General features: G+C 74.4%; 17 protein-coding genes. 5 read left to right on the plus strand and 12 right to left on the minus strand.

Annotated features, from left to right (window positions below; all coding sequences use genetic code 11):
• The first annotated feature begins 33 nt into the window (after positions 1–33).
• From DFJ68_RS09685 to DFJ68_RS09695, 3 genes are read left to right on the plus strand one after another with little or no spacing between them, the layout of a single operon-like run.
• Positions 34–735 (plus strand): hypothetical protein, encoded by a 702-nt coding sequence (locus tag DFJ68_RS09685; RefSeq protein WP_121032750.1) that lies wholly within the window; start codon positions 34–36, stop codon positions 733–735.
• A complete protein-coding gene (locus DFJ68_RS09690) occupies positions 732–1,592 on the plus strand; it encodes a glycosyltransferase (protein ID WP_121032752.1) in 861 nt (286 codons plus the stop codon). Before DFJ68_RS09685 ends, DFJ68_RS09690 begins: the two co-directional genes overlap by 4 nt.
• Positions 1,593–1,595: 3 nt before the next feature.
• Positions 1,596–2,654, plus strand: coding sequence for an endonuclease/exonuclease/phosphatase family protein (locus DFJ68_RS09695; protein WP_121032754.1), 1,059 nt, complete (start codon positions 1,596–1,598; stop codon positions 2,652–2,654).
• 7 nt (positions 2,655–2,661) lie between these two features.
• Here the strand turns inward: DFJ68_RS09695 and DFJ68_RS09700 are convergent, their stop codons facing one another.
• From DFJ68_RS09700 to DFJ68_RS09755, 12 genes are all read right to left on the minus strand, one after another.
• Positions 2,662–4,125, minus strand: coding sequence for a lipopolysaccharide biosynthesis protein (locus DFJ68_RS09700; RefSeq protein ID WP_121032756.1), 1,464 nt, complete (start codon positions 4,123–4,125; stop codon positions 2,662–2,664).
• Positions 4,126–4,201: 76 nt separating this feature from the next.
• Positions 4,202–5,305 (minus strand): DegT/DnrJ/EryC1/StrS family aminotransferase, encoded by a 1,104-nt coding sequence (locus DFJ68_RS09705; protein ID WP_121032758.1) that lies wholly within the window; start codon positions 5,303–5,305, stop codon positions 4,202–4,204.
• Positions 5,302–6,600 (minus strand): glycosyltransferase, encoded by a 1,299-nt coding sequence (locus tag DFJ68_RS09710; protein ID WP_121032761.1) that lies wholly within the window; start codon positions 6,598–6,600, stop codon positions 5,302–5,304. Before DFJ68_RS09710 ends, DFJ68_RS09705 begins: the two co-directional genes overlap by 4 nt.
• Positions 6,597–7,856, minus strand: a complete 1,260-nt coding sequence (locus tag DFJ68_RS09715; RefSeq protein WP_121032763.1) for a glycosyltransferase — start codon at positions 7,854–7,856, stop codon at positions 6,597–6,599. The genes DFJ68_RS09710 and DFJ68_RS09715 overlap by 4 nt, the downstream gene beginning before the upstream one ends.
• Positions 7,856–8,971 (minus strand): DegT/DnrJ/EryC1/StrS family aminotransferase, encoded by a 1,116-nt coding sequence (locus DFJ68_RS09720; protein ID WP_121035259.1) that lies wholly within the window; start codon positions 8,969–8,971, stop codon positions 7,856–7,858. Before DFJ68_RS09720 ends, DFJ68_RS09715 begins: the two co-directional genes overlap by 1 nt.
• A gap of 62 nt (positions 8,972–9,033) precedes the next feature.
• A complete protein-coding gene (locus DFJ68_RS09725) occupies positions 9,034–10,029 on the minus strand; it encodes an NAD-dependent epimerase/dehydratase family protein (RefSeq protein ID WP_121032765.1) in 996 nt (331 codons plus the stop codon).
• The gene (locus DFJ68_RS09730; RefSeq protein WP_121032767.1) at positions 10,026–11,180 is read right to left on the minus strand and encodes a Gfo/Idh/MocA family protein; all 1,155 of its coding nucleotides are present in this window, start codon (positions 11,178–11,180) and stop codon (positions 10,026–10,028) included. Before DFJ68_RS09730 ends, DFJ68_RS09725 begins: the two co-directional genes overlap by 4 nt.
• A gap of 132 nt (positions 11,181–11,312) precedes the next feature.
• On the minus strand, positions 11,313–11,927 hold the full coding sequence (gene pth, locus DFJ68_RS09735) for an aminoacyl-tRNA hydrolase (protein WP_121032769.1): 615 nt from the start codon (positions 11,925–11,927) through the stop codon (positions 11,313–11,315).
• 75 nt (positions 11,928–12,002) lie between these two features.
• Entirely contained in the window at positions 12,003–12,689 is a 687-nt protein-coding gene (locus tag DFJ68_RS09740; RefSeq protein WP_121035260.1) for a 50S ribosomal protein L25/general stress protein Ctc, read from the minus strand.
• Between the two features lie 236 nt (positions 12,690–12,925).
• Positions 12,926–13,585 carry a NeuD/PglB/VioB family sugar acetyltransferase gene (locus DFJ68_RS09745; RefSeq protein ID WP_211333324.1) on the minus strand — a complete coding sequence of 220 codons (660 nt, stop codon included), beginning with the start codon at positions 13,583–13,585 and terminating at the stop codon, positions 12,926–12,928.
• The gene (locus DFJ68_RS09750) at positions 13,582–14,361 is read right to left on the minus strand and encodes an acyl-ACP--UDP-N-acetylglucosamine O-acyltransferase family protein (RefSeq protein WP_121032772.1); all 780 of its coding nucleotides are present in this window, start codon (positions 14,359–14,361) and stop codon (positions 13,582–13,584) included. Before DFJ68_RS09750 ends, DFJ68_RS09745 begins: the two co-directional genes overlap by 4 nt.
• A gap of 90 nt (positions 14,362–14,451) precedes the next feature.
• A complete protein-coding gene (locus DFJ68_RS09755) occupies positions 14,452–15,450 on the minus strand; it encodes an EamA family transporter (RefSeq protein ID WP_121032774.1) in 999 nt (332 codons plus the stop codon).
• Positions 15,451–15,531: 81 nt separating this feature from the next.
• Between DFJ68_RS09755 and DFJ68_RS09760 the strand changes: the two genes are divergently transcribed.
• Positions 15,532–16,089, plus strand: coding sequence for a CGNR zinc finger domain-containing protein (locus tag DFJ68_RS09760; protein ID WP_121032776.1), 558 nt, complete (start codon positions 15,532–15,534; stop codon positions 16,087–16,089).
• A gap of 182 nt (positions 16,090–16,271) precedes the next feature.
• The gene (locus DFJ68_RS09765; protein WP_121032779.1) at positions 16,272–17,615 is read left to right on the plus strand and encodes an asparaginase; all 1,344 of its coding nucleotides are present in this window, start codon (positions 16,272–16,274) and stop codon (positions 17,613–17,615) included.
• Positions 17,616–17,631 lie beyond the last annotated feature (16 nt).

The raw sequence follows: 17,631 nt of genomic DNA on the forward strand, positions 1-17,631 counted from the left end.
ACACGCCCAGAGGCACGGATGAAAGGGCCGCTCGTGACCTCCCGTCGCTTCCTGCAGCTCGTGCGCCGCTTCTGGTTCGTCGTCGCGCTCGGCGTGGCCGTCGCCGGGCTGCTCGCGCTGCGCACCGCGCCCGAGACGGTGTTCTGGGTCAAGCAGTCCGTCACCGTCGTCCAGCCCGCCGAGCCCACGACGCCCAAGACGCTGGAGGACCTCCCGTCGACCGCCGTGCCGGCGGCCACCGTCCTCATGCAGATCGTCAACGGCAACCACAGCGCGCCGCGGTCCAACGCCGCGGACGCCACCCTCTACGGGGAGGGCAAGCGGGATGCCGTGTCCGCGCGCCTCCGCGACGTCGGGGGCCAGTGGGGCTCGGTCATCCCGAACCCGATCATCGACGTCCAGGTCGTCGGGCCGACACCGGAGGGCGTCAGCGCGCAGCTCACGGCCGAGACCGACCGCATCGCGACCGCCCTGGCCACCCTGCAGCAGCGGCTGCACGTCGACCCGACGCGGCAGCTCGTCATCCAGCCGCCACAGGTCGGGCCGAGCGTCGTCGAGGTCTCGGGCAGCCGCACCCGGGCCCGTGCCGCCACGGTGGCGATCGTGCTGCTCGCCACCGGCACCCTCCTCGTGGCCCTCGACCGCCTGCCGACCCGGGCCGCACGGCGGTCGCGCCGGACCCCCGCGGGCCCGGCGAGCCGTGCCCCCCGCATCCTGGAGCGCAGGCCCGCATGACGACCCAGGTGCTCCTCACCCGCTACAACCTCCCGAGCCCTGGGGTCGAGAGCCTCATCCGGGCCCGGGACGGATGGCTGCGTGAGCGGACCGAGCTCTTCCTGCGCTACACGGTCCCCTCCGTGCGGGCCCAGACCTGCCGCGACTTCTCGTGGCTGGTCTACCTCGACCCCGAGTCACCCGCCTGGCTCGTCGAGCTGATGTCCTCGCTCGAGGCGGAGTCGCTGCTGACCCCGCTGTACCGGACGTCGGTGCCCCCGGACGAGCTGGTCGCCGACCTGCGGGCCGTGGCCGGCGACGACGACGGGGGCCTGATCACGACCAACCTCGACAACGACGACGGTCTGGCCCGTGACCTCGTCGAGCGGCTGAGAGCCGCCCACGTGCCCGGCTCCCCCGCCGCCGTCTACGTCGACCACGGGGTCATCCTCAGCGGGGACGCGCTCTACCTCCGCCGCGACCGCGAGAACGCCTTCTGCAGCGTCGCCGAGGACCTCACTGCGCCGGTCACCTGCTGGGCCGACTGGCACAACCGTCTCCACCTGCACCTGCCCGTGCGCCACCTCGGTGGTCCGCCCGGGTGGCTGCAGGTCATCCACGGCACCAACGTCAGCAACCGGGTGCGGGGGCGACGGGTCGGCCGGCGGCGGTACGAGTCCGCGTTCGGCGGGCTGCTGGACCAGGTGAGCGAGCCGTCGGCGACCACGCTCGGGCGTGACCTGCTCGTGGGCTGGCCCTACCGCACCGTCCGTGACGTCGGGCGCTCCACCCTGCGCGAGGCGATTGTCCGCGTCGGCGGCAAGGAGGGGCTCGACCGCCTCAAGGACCGGCTGGCGGCCCGCTCCACGGCGGGCTGAGCGGTGGGGGCCGGCGGGCGCCGGGCCGTCGGCGCGCTCGCGGCGACGGCGACGCTGCTGCTCGTGCCGGTCGTGGCCGCGCTGACGCTCGCCCGGCTCCGTGAGCCGTGGACCGGGCGCGAAGTCGAGCTGGCCGCCCTCACACCCTGGGGGTTGCCGGCATCCGGGCTGCTCGTCGTCGTCGCGCTGCTAGCCACCGCCTGCGCACGCCAGTGGTGGCGTCTCATACTCGGGTTCGTCGCTGCGACAAGCGTTCTCGCGCTCGTGACCCACGCCGTGTGGCTGGCCCCGTTCTTCTCCGGAGACCCGCCGACCGGCCCGACCGGGCAGGCCGGGAAGAGCGACCGGCTCGTCGTCATGACGCAGAACCTCGAGTACGGCAGCGCGGCGTCACTCGTCGACGTCGTGCGCGCGAACGCCGTCGACGTCCTCGTGCTCGTCGACCTCACTCCCGACGGCCGGTCGGCCGTGATCGCCTCGGGCCTGACCGCCCGGCTCCCCTTCACCGTCGGCGCGGACGGCGGCTCGCTCGTGCTGAGCCGATACCGCCTCGGCGCCGACCGGCTCATCTCCGGCGGCGGCGACTCCCGCGAGCTGACGGTCGAGACCCCCATGATGGGGGCCGTCGACCTCGTGGCCCTGCACCCGACCCCGCCCTACCAGGGCGGGGCGTGGCGCCACGACTACGGCGAGATCCTCGGCCGGCTGCGCGAGTCGGGGCGGGTGCGACCCGACCGGCCCCGCGTCGTCGCGGGTGACCTCAACGCGACCGCCGACCACGTCGCCCTGCAGCAGGTGCTGTCGCTCGGCTACCGCGACGCCGTCGAGCAGGCGGATGCCGGGTGGCAACCGACGTTTCCAGCGCCCGGCGCCGTACGCCGTCTCGGGCTGCCGGTCCCCCCGCTCGTGCAGATCGACCACGTGCTCGTCTCCGCGGGTCTGCGCGCCCACGACGTGCACAGGGTCGCGGTGGCGGGGGCGGACCACCTCGGGGTGGTCGCCGTCGTCACCCCCGCGACCGGCGACGCCGGCACGGCGACCGGGACACCGCCGCTGGGCTGAGCCCCTCTCAGGCCGCGGCGGTCGGGCGCAGCACCTGCCGCGCCTCCCGCAGCACCGGCAGGACGACGGCGGCGTAGGCGAGGGACGAGAGCGCACCCCCGACGAGCACCACCCCCCAGGCGGGGAGGGGCAGCAGCGCGGTGGCGAGCCCCACCACCGCCATGACGACCGCGCCGGCCGCCGGGCGGGCACACGCCCGCCCGAGGACAGCGAGGTCGACTCCACTGCGGCGCAGCACGAGCAGCAGGGCCGGGCTCATGACCGCGACCGCGACGACGGCGTGCCCGGCCGCCACACCGGTGATGCCGGCCGCCCACGCGCCGACGGGCAGCGCGACCGCCGTCCCGACGAGCCACACGCTCTGGAGGGTGAGGTTGGCCGAGTTTCTCCCCACGGCGACGAGGAAGTCGTAGACGAGCTCGACGAGCACACGGGCCACGGCGAGCACGGCCAACAGCCGGAGCGGGGCGGCCGAGGGTGACCAGCGCTCGCCGTAGACGGTGCGCACGAGCGGGTCGGCGAAGACCGCGAGCAGCACGGACATCGGCAGGGTGAGCGTCACGACGAGGCGCGCGGCGCGGGTGAACACGGGCGCCGCCCCCTCGGGCCGTTCCGCCGCCCGCGAGAACCCCGCGAGCGTCACCCGCCGCATCGTCCCCGACACGAGGTTGACCGGCCACGAGCAGACGTTGAAGGCGAGCAGGTAGAAGCCGAGGGCGGTGACCCCGAGCACGCTGCCCACGACGACGTAGTCGAGGTTGACGAGCAGGTAGAGCACGGCGCTCGAGCCGGCCAGCGGCAGCCCGAAGGCGAGCAGCTCGCGCAGGCGCGACCGGTCGAAGCCGAAGCCGTACCAGGCGGGGGCCCGGGCGATGCACATCGCACCGACGAGGACGTTGGAGGCGACGAACCCCCACATCAGGCTCCAGGCGCCGAAGCCGCAGAGGGCGAGCACGACGGTGAGCGCGGTGCCGCCGACGAAGCCGGCGAGGTCGATACCGGCCCGCAGGCGCTGCCGGAACTCCCGTGTGATGAGGGCGGCCGGGACCGCGGAGACGGCGTCGACGAGCACGCACAGGCTCATCAGCCGGATGAGCGGTGTCGCGGACGGGGCGTCCATCGCCGAGGCGACCCACGGCGCCGACACGAACGCGACGACGTAGAGCAGCCCGCTCGTCACGGCCGCCAAGGTGGCGACCGTGGGGGCGATGCGCCCGACGTCGCCCGGCCACCGCACGACGGCGAGGCTGACCCCCAGCTCGTTGAGGCTGAGCAGGGCCGTCAGCACCACGAGGGCGACGGCGAAGACGCCGTAGTCGCCCGGGGCGAGGATGCGGGCCAGCAGCACCCCCGACAGGAGCGAACCCGCCCGGCTGAGAACGGTGTTGAGCACACTCCAGCCGAAACCCCTGCCCACCTTCGCCCGCAGCGACTCCTCGGTCGCCGCGACGGGCGTCACCTCGTGGCTCATGTCTCACCGCCCGAGGGCGCGTCCGGCGCAGCGCGCGTCGGCACGGGCGAGGATGCCGTGGGGCGGACGTGTGGGGTCACCGCGCGACCGCGTCGCGCAGCGCCTGCACGACCCGGTCCTGGTCGGCGTCGTCGAGGTGCGGATGGATGGGCAGGGAAAGCACCGAGGAGGCCATCGCCTCGGCGACCGGGAAGTCCCCGCGGGTGTGGCCGAGCGAGGCGAACGCCCCGGTGAGGTGCACCGGGACCGGGTAGTGGACGCCCGCGCCGACGCCCGTCTCGTGGAGCCGGGCCAGCACGGCGTCGCGGTCGTCGACGCGTACGACGAAGAGGTGCCACACGTGCTCGTTGCCCGATGCGACGACCGGCAGCCGCACCCGCTCGACGTCGGCGAGCAGGTCGAGGTAGCGCTCGGCCGCCCGCCGGCGGGCCTTGTTCCACTGCGCCAGCCGGCGCAGCTTGTGCCGCAGCACCACGGCCTGCACCGTGTCGAGCCGTGAGTTGAACCCGAGGATCTCGTGGTCGTACTTGCGCTCGCTGCCATGAGCGCCGAGCAGGCGCACCGTCCGGGCGAGGTCCGGGTCGTCGGTCGTCACCGCGCCGGCGTCACCCGCCGCCCCGAGGTTCTTGCCGGGGTAGAAGCTCGTGGCCCCCACCGCGCCCCAGGCGCCGGAGGCACGCCCGGCTCGCGACGCACCCTGCGACTGCGCCCCGTCCTCGACGACGGCCACCGTGGTCCCGTCGAGCGCCTCGACCACCTGCTCCACCGGCGCGAGCTGGCCGTAGAGGTGGACGGGGACGACGGCGCGCGTGCGCGGGCCGACCGCCGCCGCCACCCGCTCGGGGTCGATCAGGAAGGTGTCGTCGTCGACGTCGACGAGGACGGGCGTACCGCCCGCGCGGACGACCGCCTCCGCCGTGGCGATGAAGGTGTTGGCGGGGACGATCACCTCTCCCGCCGCGACGTCGACGGCGCGCAGAGCCAGCTCGACGGCATCCGTGCCGTTGGCGAGCGAGACGCAGTGCTCCACGCCGACGAACTGCGCGTACTCCTCCTCGAACCGGGCCACGTCGGGCCCGCCGATGAAGGCCGCGGTCGACAGCACGCGCTCGAGGTCGGGCGCGAGGTCGTCGGCGATCTCACGCATCTGCGAGACGAGGTCGACGAGGGGAATGGTCATGGTCGCTCCTGGGCAGGGGTCGCCGGGGCGGCGGGAGGGGCTGAGGCTGGTGGGAGGGTCTGGGAGAGCAGCACGGCGGCGAGCTCGTCGGCCCGCACGGCCCAGCTGTGACGCGACGCCTCGGTGAGGCAGGCCGACGCGAGGCCCGGGTCCGGTGGCGAACCCAGCCGGCGGGACACCGCGGCTGCGAACTGCGCCGTGCCGGCGGCCACCTCGACGACGCGCGGGTCGAGGCGTCGGGCCGCGGGCAGGTCGGCGCTGACGACGGGCAGGCCGTGGGCGAGGTACTCGAGCGTCTTGAGCGGGTCGCTGGCACGGTTGAAGTCGCTGCGTGTGTAGGGCGTGAGACCCAGCCGCAGGCGAGCGAGGTGCCCGGGCAGCTCGGAGTGCGCGACGGCTCCTGTCCACTCCACCGTCGGGCGGGCGACGAGCACGTCGAGACGACGGGCTTTCTCGGGTGACAGCCGACCTCGGGGGCCGACGAGCAACAGGCGGTGACCGGCGTCGGCGACGGCCTCGAGCAGGTCGAGGTCGAGGCGGTCGTTCAGCTGGCCGACCACGCCGGCGACGGGCCCGGCGGCGGCGCTCGCGGCCCGCGTCGCCCCGGTCGCGGGCCGGGGGTCACAGCCGTTGGGCAGCAGCCGCACGCCGACGTCGGGGCGGTGCAGGTGCGCGAGGCGGGCAGCGAGGGTCGTGGCCAGCTCGGGGGTGACGGCCAGCACCTCGTCGGCGTGCCCGAGGGCGACGTCGAGGGCACGGCCCGTGCGGTCGGGGTCGACACCGAGGATGCCGGCCCCGGCGACGAAGTCGTCGGTGACGTGCAGGACCCGTCGGCCGAACGGCAGCCGGCGGAAGTCGACGTCGGGGCGGCTCGCGAAGAGCACGAACCGGCGGCCGGGAAAGCGTCGGCCGAGGCGCCGGACGGCGTCGTGCCAGACCCGGTCGGACAGCCTGCTCAGCACCGGGCGCGTCGGGCCGGGGGGCACGACGGTGTGCAGCCTCCAGAGGCCGTCGTCGAGGCGGTGCAGACCGGGTCGGGTCACGCCGACGGCGGGAGGGTCGCCCGGCCTGGCCTGCGGGTACCGGGTCTGCGCGACCCGACGGGCCAGGCGGCGACCCAGCTGACGGACGGGTGCGGTGACCGGGGTCGGCGGGTCGACCCACACGACCGTCAGACGATGACGGAGGTGCTCGGCGAGGCGGTGGTCGGTGCCCTGCACGGCGTCCCAGGACACGCCGGCGAGGTAGAGGACGACGGGACCGGGCCGGCCGTCGGTGCCGGGCTGCGGGCTCATCGAGCGGCGCCCTGCGGTGTGCGCGGCTCCGCCGCGACCGGGCGCGCGTTGAAGTCGTCGGTGCTGGCCCGCCCCCTCAGGCGCTGAACGTGACGCCCCGCGACGTGCGTCACGAGTCGCGCGGCGCCCGTGGTGTCACCGACGAGATCGAGCCTGCGCCCGGCGCGGGCCGTCACCGCCCGCTCGTACTCCTGCGCCTGACGCTCGGCGGCCGCCACCAGGCCGTGCGCCTGCACGACCTCACGGGCGTACTCCCCCGCGGCGACCCGGGCCTGCTCGTCGCGCAGCAGCGGCTGTAGCTGCGCCCGCAGGGCGTCGGAGCCCAGGTCGGGGTCGGGGCCGACGCCGTACCAGCCCTCCCACCGGAACCGGTGGAGGGTGTCCGGTGTCAGGCGGCTCCAGAAGCCCCCCTCCCCCTGCACGACGACGGGCTTGCCGAAGGCCATGGCGCGCAGCACGGAGCCGCCCATGCCGAGCACGACGTCGGCGACCGCGTAGGCCGGGCGGGGATCGTCGAGCGGGCCGGTCAGCACCACCGCCTCCCGCCCCGCGGCGCGGTTGGCGTCGTCCGCCGCAGCCGCCACCGCCTGACGCTCCGGGCCGTCGCCGACGACGACGAGGGTCGGGGCCCCGTGAAGGTCGGGCACCGTCCTGACGGCGGTGAGCAGACCCTCGAGCTTGAGCTCACGGGCGAGACGGGTGACGACCACGACGACGGGCCGTCGGGTGTCTACGCCGTACCGGCGGGCGAACGCGGGGACGTCGTCCGCGAGCTCGGGAGCGTCGATCCTGTTGTCCTGCAGGTCGATCGGTGGCTCGATGACGGTGACGTGGGCCCTGCCCCGCTGTCGCTCGGCGGCACCGATCTGGGCGGTCCCCACGACGAGCGGCACCCGGCGCGGGATGAAGGGCGCCACCGCCATGGACATCACGGTGCCGACGGCGGCGACGTCCGCTCCGAGCGCCGCCATCCTCGCCTCGAGGATCGGTGGCCACTCGTAGCCGTGCACCACGTCGACGCCGCGCCGTCGGACCAGGCGACGCAGGTCGGTGACGACGCGGGCACTGGGCCGCCGTCCGGGTGGCGGCGACGGGACGAACTCGAGACCCAGCTGCTCGACCCGCCCCACGAGGGCGCCGGGTCGCCCGTACACGACGACGTCGTGCCCGAGGTCACGCACCGCCCCCGCCAGCTCGACCGCGTTGAGCTGGCTGCCGCCCAGTCCCAGGTCGTGCGGGTAGACGACGACGCGCATCAGCCGTGGGCGGCGCTGCGGACGGCGTCGACCACCTGGTGCTGCTGCGCGTCCGTCATCTGGTGGAAGAGCGGCAGGATCAGGGTCGAGTCGGTGAGGTGCTCGGTGACCGGCAGCGGGCCGTGCTCGTGCCCCTCGTAGGCCGGCTGCCGGTGGGCCGCCATGATGCCCCGCCTCGCCGACACCTGGGCCTCGGCCAGCCGCACAAGCAGCCCGTCGCGGTCGAGGGGGTAGTCGGGCCCGACCTCGACCCAGAAGGACTGGTGGTTCGAGGTGCCGTGCGGCGGGTCGGTGACGCAGCGCAGCCCGGCGACGTCGCCCAGCGCCTCGCGGTAGCGGGCCGCCAGCTCGCGGCGGCGGGCCACCACCTCGTCGAGCCGACCCAGCTGCACGAGGCCGACGGCGGCCTGCAGGTCGGTCATGCGGAAGTTGAAGCCCACCTCGGTGTAGCGCTCGGCCGGGGCGAGGACGCTCTGGTGGCGCTGGGCCGCGCTGACGTCCATCGAGTGCTCCCGCAGGCGGCGGGCGCGCTCGGCCCAGTCGGCCCGGCTCGTCGTCAGCATGCCGCCCTCACCGGTCGTGAGGATCTTGCGCGGGTGGAAGGACCACGCGCTGATCTCGGCGCCGGCCCCGACGGGTCGGCCACGGTAGGTCGACCCGGCACCGCACGCGGCGTCCTCGACCACGGTGACCCCGAGCGGGTCGCACACCGCGCGCACGCCGTCGAGGTCGACGGGCACCCCTCCCTGGTCGACGACGACCACGGCGCGGGTGCGCGGGGTGAGCGCTTCACGCACCGTCTCGGGCGTGAGGTTGCCGGTCACGGGGCTGACGTCGGCGAACACCGGGCGGGCGCCGACGTACACGGCGGCGTTGGCGGTGGCGATGAACGAGAACGACGGGACGACCACGTCGTCACCGGCGCCGACCCCGGCCACGACGAGCGCGAGGTGCAGCGCCGTCGTGCAGTTCGACACGGCCACGGCGTGATCCGCCTGCATGCGCTCGGCGAAGCAGGTCTCGAACTCGGCGACGCGGGGGCCCTGGGCGACCCAGCCCGACTCGATGACGGCCGTGACGGCGGCCACCTCCTCGGCCCCCATCCACGGCTGCATGACGTTGACCCGCCCCACCGGCGGGGTGGCCGCGGTCGCCGACGGCCCGAGCGCCACGGCGCTCACACCGCCGCCCTCTCACGCCCGGCGGCCACGGCCTCACGCTGCGGACGCCACCACTCGACGAGCTCGCGCAGCCCGTCCTCGAGGCCGATCGTCGCCGCCCACCCGAGGTCGCGCCGGGCGGCGCTGACGTCGGCGAGGCGTCGGGTCACCCCGTTGACGGCGCGCTCGGGCCCGTGCTCGACGCCGAGGTCGGAGTCCATCGCCCGCAGCAGGGCCTGGGCGAGCCCGAGCAGCGACGTCTCCTCGTTGCTCGCGATGTTGAAGACGCCCTCGTGCACGTCGGACGTCGCGGCGAGGATGTTGGCCCGGGCGATGTCGGCGGTGTGCACGAAGTCCATCGTCTGGGCGCCGTCGCCGAAGATGAGCGGCGCGCGGCCGTCGGCGATGCGCTCCATCCACCGCACGAGCACCTCGGTGTAGAGCCCGTGCACGTCCATGCGCGGCCCGTAGACGTTGAAGTAGCGCAGCGCGACGTAGTCGAGGCCCTGCATGGCGCGGAAGCTGCGGGCCATGCCCTCGTTGAACGACTTCGCGGCGCCGTAGAAGGTGTCGTTGTTGTGGTGGTGGTGCCGCTCGTCGGTCGGGAAGCTCTCGGCCAGCCCGTAGACGGAGGCCGACGACGCGAGCACGAGCTTGTCGACCCGGTGCTGGGCGGCCGCCTCGATGACGTTGAACGTGCCGTCGACGAGCACCTCGAGCGCGAGCCGGGGCTCCTCCGCGCACTGGGTGATGCGGATCGCCGCCTGGTGGAACACGACGTCGTTGCGGCGGGTGAGGTCGTGCACGAGGTCGCGGTCGCGCAGGTCACCCTCGACGAGGTCGACTCCCCCGCGCTGCATGGCGGCGGCGAGGTTGTCACGACGCCCGCGGACGAGGTTGTCGAGGACGTCGACGTGGGCGGCCCCCGCATCGAGCAGCTGGTCGACGATGGTCGACCCGATCGTGCCGGCCCCGCCGGTGACGAGGACGCGGGCTCCCCGGAGTCGGCTCATACGAGCACCTCCTGCTGTTGGTCGGTGGGCTGGTGGGTCTGCTGGGGGCCGTTTTGCCGAGCCGTCCGGCCGGACTGCCGCTCGGATGTCCTGTCGTTCGCCGGGTCGGGCGCCTGGTCGGTGACGACCTCGACCATCCGGCCCCCGTCGCCGAGGCTCGTCGTCGACGCCTCGAGCACGCGCAGCACCCGCAGGCCGCCGGAGCCGTCGGTCACCGACGGGCGCTGTTCTTTGATGGCAGAGGCGAACTCGCGCACCATCGACCCGAGGGCCTCGACCTCGGGCAGCGACGGCGCGTACATGTCGCCGAGCCGGTAGGAGATGCCGGCGGCCCGACGGTCGGACAGGTCGTCGGAGCGCGACGCGGTGTCGAGGTCGACGCCCCGGTCGTAGACGCTGAGGCGCTGTTGCGGGTTGAGGTCGTCCCACACGAGGGTGCGGCGGCTGCCGCCGACGACCATGTGGCGGATCTTCGTCGGGCTGAGCCAGTTGACGTGGACGTGCGCCATCGCGCCACCGGCGAGCGGCATCGTCAGGTACCCGACACATGCCCGTCCCGCGCCGATCGGGTCGGCCCCGTGAGCCGCGACCCCCTGCGGGACGAGCCCGCCGGGCAGGATGAAGTCGAGGATCGACAGGTCGTGGGGGGCGAGGTCCCACAGCACGTCGACGTCGGGCTGCACGAGGCCGAGGTTGATGCGGACGGAGTCGACGAAGAGCACGTCGCCGAGCTCGCCCGAGGCGACGATGTCGCGGATCCGCTGCACGACCGGCGTGTAGCAGTAGGTGTGGTCGCACATGAGCACGAGGCCCCGGTCACGCGCCGCCTCGACCATCTCGAGGCCCTCGGCGCTGGAGGTGGCCAGCGGCTTCTCGACGAGCACGTGGCGGCCCGACTCGAGCGCCGCGAGCGCCAGGCGCCGGTGGCTGTTCGCCGGCGTGGCGATGGCGACGGCATCGACGTCGTCACGCGCGAGCAGGCGCCCGACGTCAGTCTCGACGTCGACCCGCGGGTCTCCCGCGACGACCCGGGCCCGGTCTGCGTCGAGGTCGCAGACCGCGACCAGCTCCCACTCCGGGCTCGCCCTGAAGTTCCTCACGAGGTTGGGGCCCCAGTACCCGGCCCCGACGACGGCAACGCGAAAAGACATGTGTCCACACCCTTGCATCCCCGGGCGGCGTCCCGCCCCAGTCGGTGGCGCCGGCTTCCACAGCACATGGAACCCGATACGGGACGCTTGCGTGGCGGAACTGCAGAATTGTCCGTGGACGGGTGGTCGCGCTCAGCGCGGGGCGTGGAAGCGCTGCTGCGCGGGCTCGAGGCCGACCTCGAGGAGGGCCTCCACGGCATCCGCCGCGTCGTCGAGCAGGAAGGGCAGGCCGTCGCGCTCGACCTTTGCGAAGTCCTTGAGCACGAAGTCGGCGGGGTCCTGACGCCCGGGCGGGCGGCCGATGCCGACCCGCACGCGCAGGTAGTCCTTGCTGCCCACCGACTTCGTGATGGAGCGCAGGCCGTTGTGCCCGCCCTCGCCGCCGCCGCGCTTGAGGCGGATGGCACCGGCGTCGATGTCGAGCTCGTCGTGCACGACGACGAGGCGTTCGAGGGGGACGTCGTAGTACTTGAGCAGGCCGGCCACGGGGCCACCCGACTCGTTCATGTACGTGCCCGGCACAGCGAGGACGGTGCGGGGGCCGGGGGCGCCACCGGGGCGGGTGCCGAGACGGATCTCGGCGACGCGCGCGCGGGCGCGGTGGGTCTTGAACGACGCGCGGCCGCCCGCGACACCGGAGGCGTCGCGGGCGGCCAGCTCGTCCACGACCATGGCACCGACGTTGTGACGGTTCCCGGCGTACTGCGGCCCGGGGTTACCCAGACCGACGACCAACCAGGTGCTCATGGTTCGTGTTCTCGATTCTGTTGCTACCAATGGCGATCCGGACCGTCACACATGACGGCGCGGATGCCGGTGGGCTCAGCTCTCGTCGGAGCCCTCGGGCTTGTCGCCCTCGCCCTCGGCGGACTCGGTGGACTCGCCCTCGGCGGCCTCCTCGTCGCTCTCGTCGCGCTCGATGCCGGCCTCGGCCTCGGCCTCGGCCAGCTCGGCCTCGAGCTCCTCGGCGGAGATGGCCTGCGTGACATTGACGACGAGCGCCTCCTCGTCGGTGACGAGCGTGGCACCCTCGGGCAGCTCGATCGCGCCGGCGAGGATCTGCGTGCCGGCCTCGAGGCCCTCGACCGAGACGACGACGCTCTCGGGGATGTTCGTGGCGAGCGCCTCGAGCTGCAGCGTGTTGTTGTCGAGCGTGACGACGGTCTCCGGGGCGGCCTCGCCCTCGAGGTGCACGGAGACGTCGACGGTGACCTTCTCGCCGCGGCGCACGACGACGAGGTCGATGTGGTCGATGACGGGCTTGATGGCGTCGCGCTGCACGTCCTTGGCCAGGGCGAGCTGCTCCTTGCCGTCGATGACGATCGTCAGCAGGGCGTTGGCCTGCTTGAGGGCCATCATCGTGTCGTGGCCGGGCAGGGTGATGTGCACCGGCTCGGTGCCGTGGCCGTACATCACGGCGGGGATCTTGTTCTCGCGGCGGATCTGGCGGGCGGCGCCCTTGCCGAACGAGGTGCGCTTCTCGGCGGTCAGCCTGGTGGTGTCGGACACGACGGTCTCCTGAGGTTCGTGGTGGTTCTCGGGGCGGCCTCGACGCGGGACGTCGCGCGGAGCGGGGCCGAGGGGCGGGGTCCGCACGCAGAGGCGGGCCCGACCGTCAGGTCAGGGACCACCGCGTCGATCACGGACCAGGTGGCCGCCGGAGCGGCCACGCGTCGTCCCTCGCCGAGGCAACCCCGAGAGTCTAGCCGAGCCGGTGAGGTGCCGGGAAATCGCCTCGGGCCACGCTACGGGTGCCCGGTGGCGCCCCGGAGCGCCCGGGCGGGCACGCCGACCCACGTCTCACCGGGCGGCACGTCGGCGAGCACGACGGCCCCCATCCCGACGACGGCCCACTCCCCCACGACCGTGCGCTCGCGCACCGACGCCGCCATGCCGAGGTAGGCGCCCCGGCCCACCACCACCTCGCCGCCCAGCACGACGCCCGCGCACAACGTGGCGTGGTCGCCCAGCCGGTCGTCGTGGGTGAGCACGACGCGCGGCATGCAGACGACGTGGGCGCCGACCGCGACCTGGGCGGTGGCCACCACCCCTGCGAGCAGCACGCTGCCCTCGCCGAGCACGGTGTCCGGCGCGAGCGCGGCCGCGGGGTGCACCACGGCGGCGTAGCGGTCGGCGCCGAGGCCGAACCCCGCCAGCCGGTCGACGAGGCGGGCGCGCACCGCGCCCTTGCCGGCGCAGACGACAAGCGCCGCGTCCGGATGCCGGGTGGCCTCCTCGAGCGCGCCGAGCACCGGGAGGCCGGGGGCTGCGTCGGTGCCCCACCGGGTCGCGTCGTCGTCGAGGCAGCCGAGCACCCGCCGACCCGCGGCGCGGGCCGCCGCGGCCGTCTCGCGGGCCAGCCCGCCGGCGGCGACGAGCAGCAGCGGCCGGTCGTCGTGGCTCACGACGGGACGACCGCCGGCGCACCCGCGAGGCGGGCCGGCATCCGGTCGGGAAGCGTGTGCCACCAGTGCAGCTCACGGCGGATGGTCTGGTCGTGCCACCCCGTCCCGCCCGGACCCGACTCAACTCCGGCGACGCCTGCGATTCCTGCGACGCCGTCGGCGCGCAGCAGCCCGGCGAGCCGCCCCAGGTCGTCGTCGTCGACCCCTGCCCGCCGCAGGCCGACCGCGTTGAGGGCGTGCACCCGCACGGGCGAGCCGTAGGCCTGCACGAAGGGCGGGACGTCACGGGTCACGGGGGTGCCCATGCCGACCATCGCGAGGGCACCGACGCTGCGGCGCTGGTGCACGCTGACGTTGAGGCCGAGGTTGGCCCCGTCGCGGACTGTGGCGTGCCCCCCGATGCTGACGCCGGCCGAGAGGGTGACGCGGTCACCGACGACGACGTCGTGCGCGACGTACGCGCGGCTGAAGAGCTGGCAGTGGCTCCCGATCGTCGTGGGGCGCCAGCTGCCGTGGTGCACGACGACGCCGTCGCGCAGCACGGTGTGCTCGCCGACCACGACCGCGTGGTGGTCGAGGTCGCCGTCCCACGCGCGGTTGCGTCGCTCGCTCGACATCTCCGGCGCCCCGCCGAGGTGGACGCCGGGGCCGACCCAGACGTGGTCACCGACGGTCGCCGGCCCGAGCAGCACGGCGAACGGCCCGACGACGACGCCGGCCCCCAGCGCCACCCCCGGCCCGACGAACGCGGTCTCGTGCACGCGCGTGGCGTCCATGCCCGCCCCTCTCGCCGACGACGCCGGGAGGCCCGGCCCTCACGGTCGGAAACTACACCGGCACAGGGCGGCCCACGGGGCGAACATCGGTCATCCGGGGTCGCGGGCCGCGTCGGCGCGCACCGCGACGAGGCCGCCGACGATGAGCACCCCACCGACGAGCTGCACCGGGGTGGGCAGCTCGCTGAGGACGAGCCACGCGAAGAGCACGGCGAAGAGCACCTCGGTGAGGGCGACGAACGAGGCGACCTTCGCCCCGAGCATCCGCACGGCCGCGATGCCGGTGACGTAGGCGAAGGCGGCTGCCACGACGGCGATGACGAGCAGGGGCACCCACCAGGGCAGCACCCGCCCGCCCAGCGTGACCTCGGAGGCGCCGCGCACGAGCTCGACCGCGCCGGTGACCGAGGCGAGCCAGAGGGCCACGGCCCCGACGACGAGCCCACCGCCGGCAAGGGCCATCGGGGGCACGTCGTCGTCGACGTGGTCGGCGAGCAGGAAGTAGAGGACGAGGCACACCGCCGCGGCGAGGCCCCAGAGGACGCCGACGAGGTCGAGGCTGGCGCCGCCGACGACGTCGAGCACGAGCAGCAGCCCGACCACGGCGAGCCCGATCCCGGCGAGGGTGAGCCGGCGGGGGCGCTGCCGGTGGCGCAGCCAGAGCCAGCCGACGATGAGCACGGGGGCGAGGTACTCGAGCAGCAGCGCCACCCCGACCGAGAGGTGGGTGACGGCGTTGAAGTAGGCGAGCTGGCACCCCGCGACGCCGGTCAGCCCATAGCCGACGACGGCGATCCCGTTGCGCCGCAACGCTCCCCAGCGACCGCGCAAGGCCACGAGCGTCGGCACGAGCAGGACGAGGGCGGCGACCGTGATCCGCAGGGTGACGACGAGGCCCGGCGACCAGCCCCCGGCGATGAGCGACTTGCCGAACGCACCGGACGTGCCGAAGGCGGCGGCCGAGACGAGCGCGACGACGAGACCGACGGCCGGATGCCGTTGGGTACGGGTCGCCGGGTCGGCGCCGACCTCCGGGGCCGGCAGGGTGCCCACGGGGACGGCTGCCGGAGCGGTCACGGGGTCGGTCATCAGCGTCTCGCGTTCTCGTGTCAGGAGCCAAAGTCGGTACACTCATGACGCTAGCGCCGACGTACGTCAGGAGTCAACACGATGTTCACCCATGACACGGAGGTCGTCCTCGTCGGCACCGCGGCGCTCGTCAACACGATGCCGGGCTCGGTGCCGGGCGACGACGACCCCGACCGCCTCACCACCCTCGACGATCTGGGCGAGCTCGTCTCGGGGCAGGGCTGGACCGGCCGCATCGACGGCAGCGCCGACGAGCTCGCCGAGGTGCGCGGGCTGCGGCCCCGCCTGCGCGAGCTGTGGGAGCGCGACGAAGCCGGCGTCGTGGCCGTCGTCAACGAGCTGCTCGCCCAGGCTCAGGCCGTGCCGCAGCTCGTCGAGCACGACGACTCTGGCTGGCACATCCACGCGACCCCGGCCGAGGCCCCCCTGGCCCAGCGGATGGCGGTCGAGGCCGCGATGGCCCTCGTCGACGTCGTGCGCGCCGGTCGGCTGGACCGGCTGCGCGTGTGCGACGCCGACGACTGCGACGACGTCGTCGTCGACCTCTCCCGCAACGGCTCGCGCCGCTTCTGCGAGGGGGGCTGCGCCGCGCGCGCCCACACCGCGGCCTACCGCGCCCGGCGCGCCTCCGGCTCCTGAGCGACCGTCCACCGGCTCGGGACCGCCTCGGGACCGACTCCCGACGGAGCGGTGACGGCGTCGTAACCGGGGCGAAACGCCCGCACAACGAGCGGCTGCGAGGTTCGGGTCGGCGCCGATCGGCGCCGAACCCCTGACCGGCCCTCCGTCGCCCGGGCCGGCCCTCCCGCAGGAGCTCTCACATGTACCCACCCGCGTCACCGGCGCTCCGCCGGCCGCTCGCCGTCGCCCTCGTCGTCGTGCTCTGCCTCGCCACCGCCCTCGCCACGGCGGTCGCGACCGTCACCCTGACCCGCTCGTCGGCCGGTTCCCCCGGTGCCTCGGCCCCCGCGCCCGCCCCGGCCGCCGCCGCGCCGGTCACGACCGTCGCCAGCGCCGAGCTGGCCACGAACGCCGCGTACCAGCAGGCGCTGGCCGCCGCACCGCCGTCGGGCAAGCCGAATGTCACCGTCATCGGCACCGGCGGCACCATCGCGGGCGTCGCCACGAGCCGCAGCAGCTTCACCGACTACCGCGCCGGGCAGATCCCGATCGCCGACCTCGTCGCCAAGCTCCAGCCCGAGATCGGTGTCGTCGCCGACGTCGAGACGATCCAGTTCGGCAACAAGGGGTCGGGCAGCTACACCGTCGCCGAGTTCCACGCCCTGACCCTCGCCGTCGACAAGGCCCTCGAGACCTCCGACGGCGTCGTCGTGACGAGCGGCACCGACACGATGGAGGAGTTCGCCTACTGGCTCGACCTCACCGTGCGCAGCCGCAAACCGGTCGTCATGACCGGGGCCATGCGCCCCACCGCCGCGGTCAGCGTCGACGGCCCCGGCGTCATCGGCGCCGACGGCCCCGCCAACCTCTACAACGCCATCGCCCTCGCCGGCAGCCGCGCCACGTCGTGCTTCGGCACCGTCCTCATGCTCGGTGACGAGTTCCACGCCGCCCGCGACGTGACGAAGACGAGCTCGTACCGCATGGACACCTTCCAGACCCGCGAGCTCGGCGTCCTCGGCTGGATCGACGGCACGAACGTCAAGGTCGGCCGCGCCCCGTCACGCGTCTCCATGTGCAACAACCCGGCCAAGTGGGTCACGCCGTTCGACCTCACCACGCTGCCGGCGACCGACCTCCCCCGCACCGAGATCGTCTACGCCTACCAGCAGGCGGGCGGCGAGGGCATCACGGCCCTCGCGGCCGCGGGCGTCAAGGGCATCGTCACCGCGGGCACCGGCGCCGGCGGCGTCTCCGCCGACCAGTCGGCCGCCCGCACGGCCGCTGCCGCCGCCGGGGTGCTCTTCGTCAGCACGACCCGCACCGGCTCCGGCTCGGTCTACGGCAGCACCGCGCCGCCGGTCGTGGCCGGCGAGGACCTGCTGCCGCAGAAGGCCCGGCTGCTGCTCATGCTGAGCCTCGGCTTCGCCAAGGGCGACCAGGCCAAGGCCGCCGCGTGGGTGACGAGCATCGGCAACCCCGAGTGGAGCACCGCCGGTCGCGTCGCCGCCAACCCCGCCCAGGCGCCCGCGCCCGCCGCGTGACCCGCGCCTGAAGGGC

The sequence above is a fragment of the Terracoccus luteus genome, from assembly GCF_003635045.1.
GTDB classification, from domain to species: domain Bacteria; phylum Actinomycetota; class Actinomycetes; order Actinomycetales; family Dermatophilaceae; genus Terracoccus; species Terracoccus luteus.

Bases quoted from the DNA above. Each gene is read 5' to 3' on its own strand.
- DFJ68_RS09690 (WP_121032752.1), top strand. From the start codon at position 732: ATGACGACCCAGGTGCTCCTCACCCGCTACAACCTCCCGAGCCCTGGG.
- DFJ68_RS09700 (WP_121032756.1), bottom strand. From the start codon at position 4,125: ATGAGCCACGAGGTGACGCCCGTCGCGGCGACCGAGGAGTCGCTGCGG.
- DFJ68_RS09705 (WP_121032758.1), bottom strand. From the start codon at position 5,305: ATGACCATTCCCCTCGTCGACCTCGTCTCGCAGATGCGTGAGATCGCC.
- DFJ68_RS09710 (WP_121032761.1), bottom strand. From the start codon at position 6,600: ATGAGCCCGCAGCCCGGCACCGACGGCCGGCCCGGTCCCGTCGTCCTC.
- DFJ68_RS09715 (WP_121032763.1), bottom strand. From the start codon at position 7,856: ATGCGCGTCGTCGTCTACCCGCACGACCTGGGACTGGGCGGCAGCCAG.
- DFJ68_RS09720 (WP_121035259.1), bottom strand. From the start codon at position 8,971: ATGCAGCCGTGGATGGGGGCCGAGGAGGTGGCCGCCGTCACGGCCGTC.
- DFJ68_RS09725 (WP_121032765.1), bottom strand. From the start codon at position 10,029: ATGAGCCGACTCCGGGGAGCCCGCGTCCTCGTCACCGGCGGGGCCGGC.
- DFJ68_RS09730 (WP_121032767.1), bottom strand. From the start codon at position 11,180: ATGTCTTTTCGCGTTGCCGTCGTCGGGGCCGGGTACTGGGGCCCCAAC.
- pth (WP_121032769.1), bottom strand. From the start codon at position 11,927: ATGAGCACCTGGTTGGTCGTCGGTCTGGGTAACCCCGGGCCGCAGTAC.
- DFJ68_RS09750 (WP_121032772.1), bottom strand. From the start codon at position 14,361: ATGGACGCCACGCGCGTGCACGAGACCGCGTTCGTCGGGCCGGGGGTG.
- DFJ68_RS09755 (WP_121032774.1), bottom strand. From the start codon at position 15,450: ATGACCGACCCCGTGACCGCTCCGGCAGCCGTCCCCGTGGGCACCCTG.
- DFJ68_RS09760 (WP_121032776.1), top strand. From the start codon at position 15,532: ATGTTCACCCATGACACGGAGGTCGTCCTCGTCGGCACCGCGGCGCTC.
- DFJ68_RS09765 (WP_121032779.1), top strand. From the start codon at position 16,272: ATGTACCCACCCGCGTCACCGGCGCTCCGCCGGCCGCTCGCCGTCGCC.